This is a genomic window from Nocardia sp. NPDC004722 (genome assembly GCF_053601505.1).
Window position 1 is genome coordinate 1 of sequence record NZ_JBSGBY010000761.1, and the last position, 3,447, is coordinate 3,447.

A 3,447-nucleotide genomic window follows, 5' to 3' on the forward strand; every position below is an offset into this window, starting at 1 on the left:
CGCTCGCCGTGGTGGGCGCGTTCGCGGCGGCCGGATTCTGGTGGCTCACCGGCTATCACCTGGTGGTGGAGCGGTACTACCAGGGGATCGCGAGTACCCGGCCCTACTCCTACTGGGTGTGGGGCAATCTCGCCGCGACGGTGTGCGCGGTGGGTCTGGCCACCGCCGCGGCGAGTTGCCGGGCGGTGGTCGAACTGGAGCTGCTGCCGCTGCATCCACTTCGAGAGTGGTTGCGCCGCTGGCGATCCCATGTCGATCCGGCGGCATTGATGGCGGTCGCCGGGATCGCCGCCATCCTGATCGCGGATATCAGCGGCCTGAGCAAGGCCGAGACCGAACGTATCTGGCTGCCCTTCGACGTCTGGGCGCTGGCCGCGACCGCGCTGCTCCCCCGCCACAGCACGCGCTTCTGGCTCGTCGTGCAGGCGGCGGGGGCGCTACTGATCAATCACGTGATTCTCACCAACTGGTGAGTACGGTCAGCGGGCCGGAACAGCCTGCGGGACAAGCGCATCCGCCGGACGGCGATCCGCCCACGGCCGCGCCGCCTCCAACTCGGCCGCGAGTTGCAGGAGCAGGAACTCGCTGCCGGGCGCGCCGACGAACTGGGTACCGAGCGGCAGACCCGCCGCGGTCCAGTAGGTGGGCACGCTCATGGCCGGGCGGCCGGTGATATTCGCGAGCTGGGTGAAGGGGACGGCCGACAGATTTGCGGTCACCAGATCGCGATAGAAGTCGCTGCACGCCAGCACATGTCCGGCGCCGACACGCAGCAGCGGCGGCAGGAACTTGGCGGCGAGCGCCGGGGTGCGATGCTGCCCGATTCGGATGGGCGGCTCGCCCAGCGTTGGGGTCAGCAGCAGGTCGTAGCGCTCGTGGAACGCGGCCAGGGTGCGGGTGTAGTCGTTCCAGCGGGCGTGCGCGCGCAACAGGTCCGGCGCACCGACCGTCCGACCGATCGCGGCCAGCACCTGGGTGTCGATGTCGAAATCACCGGGGGCCGAACCGGTTATCCGGCAGGCGTGCTCGATGCGGGTGGCGATGGAGGCGGTCCAGACGGCCATGAAATCGAGGGCCAACTGTCGGCCGTCGATGCCCGGATCGGCGGGTTCGACGGTGTGGCCCAGCTCGGCGAGCAACCCGGCCACGTCGGTGACCGCGTTCACCGCCTCGGCGTCCACCGGTGTGCCCAAAGGGGATTCGCTGGTGAATCCGATACGAAGCCGACGCGGGGGCGCGGTCACCGCATCGCGGAAGGGCCGGTCGGGGCGGGGTACGTGGTAGGGCGCGCCGGGGTCGGGCGGGCTGAGAATATCGAGCATGACGGCGGTGTCGCGGACGCTGCGCGACAGCACGCCCTCGCTGACCGCGCCGAACAGCGGATCCCCGACCGCAGGTCCGCCGGGCACCAGACCCCGGCCCGGCTTGAGTCCGAAAAGTCCGGTGCAGGCGGCCGGAATTCGAATCGACCCACCGCCGTCGCTGGCCCCCGCGACCGGCACGATGCCCGCCGCGACGGCCGCCGCGGAGCCGCCGGAGGAGCCGCCGGGCGTACGGCCCGGATCCCACGGATTGCGGGTCGCACCGAAGGTGCCGGTCTCCGTGATGCCCTTGCTGCCGAATTCGGGGGTGGTCGTCTTGCCGAAGATCACCAGTCCGGCCGCGAGCCACCGGTCCACGGTGAGGCTGTTGCGCTCGGCGGGTACCGACCGCAGCGGGCCGGTGCCGCCCGAGGTGGGGTAGCCCGCGAAGTCCTGGCCGAGGTCCTTGAGCAGGAACGGCACACCCGCGAGCGGACCGGTGTGGTCGGAGCGGGCCGCGAGGCGGGTGCCGACCTCTTCCATCAGCAGGCTCACCGCATTGAGTGCGGGATCGACCCGCGCACACCGGTCCAGCGCCAGCCGCAGCAGTTCGGCGGGGTGCACCTCGCCGCGGGCGACCAGTTCGGCCAGCCCGACCGCGTCGTAGTCGAGGTATTCGTCTTCTCGCATGGTGTCTCCTCTCGCGCGGACGCCGCGCCGCCCGGCCCACGATAGCCGTACCAAGTGGTTACGTAACCACTTGGAACGGTAAAGTTTCGGACATGGCCGAGAATCCGCAGGTGGCGGGCACGAAGATCGATGGGCGGGCGCTGCGATTTCAGCACCGCCGCCCGGAATTGCTCGCGGCGGCCACCGAATACGTGCTCGACCACGGCGTGCACGAACTGTCCCTCCGGCGGGCCGCGGAGGTCCTCGGCGTCAGCCACGCCACCCTGATCCGGCATTTCCACACCAAGGACGCGCTGATCTCCGAGGTCCTCGAACACATTCGCGCGGATTTCGAGCAGCGGCTGCTCGCCGAGGAACTCCGGACGGTGGACTCCCCGGCGGAGTTGCTGCGCGCGGCCTGGCGGCACCTGTGCCGGCCGCGCGAGCAACGTCAGTTCCTGGTGCTGTTCGAACTGGTCGCCGTCGCCGCGCGCAGCCCCGAACATCCGCGGTCCCGGCTGGTCACCGACTGGCTGACGGTGATCGAACGCGAGCTGGCGCGGTATCGATGGCCCGCCGAAACCGCTTCCCGCACGGCGACGTTCATCCTCGCCCAGGTGCGCGGCCTGCAGCTGGACCTGCTCACCACCGGGGACCGGGAGCGCGTGGACGCCGCCTTCGAGATGACCGTGGACATCCTGATGCGCGAGTACCCCGGGGCGATCGCCACGGGCTAGCGCCAGGTCGGGGCTCCGGCTCCGGCGGTGGCCCGCAGGGGGGCGGTGGCGAATTCGGTGAGGCCGTTCTTCGGGGTGGTCTCGGCGACGAAACCCAGTGTGCGGCGGGCGCGTTCGGGGCTGGCCACGATGTGGCGGACATCGCCGCTGCGGTAGTCGCCGGTGACCACCGGCTGCTTGCCGCCGCACGCGGTGGCCAGGATCGCGGCCACCTCGCCGATGGTGACCGGATTGCCCGAGGCGATATTGAGCGGCGTGAACGCGCCCAGCGGATGCTCGAGCGCGGCGACATTGGCGGCGGCGATATCGCGGACATGGATGAAATCGCGGGCCTGCGTGCCGTCTTCGAAGACGCGCGGGGCCTCGCCCGCCTCCAGGGCGGAGCGGAAGATGGCCGCGACCCCGGAATACGGTGTGTCCCTGGGCATATCGGGTCCGTAGACATTGTGGTAGCGCAGCGCGGTCACGGTGCCGCCGGTGGCCGCCGCCCAGGCCAGGGCGTAATGCTCCTGTGCCACTTTGGAAGCGGCGTAGATGCTGCGCGGGCGCAGCGCGGCGTCCTCGTCGATGGGGGCCCAGGCCAGCGGGCGGCCGTCGGGGCCGCGGTGGTCGAAGCGGCCGTGGTCGAGGTCGTTGCGGGTGCGCGGGGCGGGATCGACGGGCACGCCCGCGGAGTCGATGTAGCGGCCCTCGCCGTAGACGACCATCGACGAGCCCAGCACCAGGTGGCGGCAGTGCGC

Annotated in this window: 3 protein-coding genes and 1 pseudogene; 2 read left to right on the forward strand and 2 right to left on the reverse strand. The window is 70.9% G+C overall.

Annotated features, from left to right (window positions below; all coding sequences use genetic code 11):
- A pseudogene (locus tag ACWELQ_RS41360) lies at positions 1-473 on the forward strand (hypothetical protein); the annotation flags it as partial.
- A gap of 6 nt (positions 474-479) precedes the next feature.
- On the opposite strand, the gene ACWELQ_RS41365 reads toward ACWELQ_RS41360, so the two are convergent.
- A complete protein-coding gene (locus ACWELQ_RS41365) occupies positions 480-1,991 on the reverse strand; it encodes an amidase (protein ID WP_452402445.1) in 1,512 nt (503 codons plus the stop codon).
- A 92-nt stretch (positions 1,992-2,083) separates the two neighbouring features.
- Here ACWELQ_RS41365 and ACWELQ_RS41370 point away from each other — a divergent pair, with 92 nt between their 5' ends.
- A complete protein-coding gene (locus ACWELQ_RS41370; RefSeq protein ID WP_452402446.1) occupies positions 2,084-2,707 on the forward strand; it encodes a TetR/AcrR family transcriptional regulator in 624 nt (207 codons plus the stop codon).
- Here ACWELQ_RS41370 and ACWELQ_RS41375 read toward each other — a convergent pair.
- Positions 2,704-3,447: NAD-dependent epimerase/dehydratase family protein (locus ACWELQ_RS41375; RefSeq protein WP_452402447.1), on the reverse strand; the 744-nt coding region annotated here is incomplete at its 5' end. The two genes, ACWELQ_RS41370 and ACWELQ_RS41375, sit on opposite strands and share 4 nt — an antisense overlap.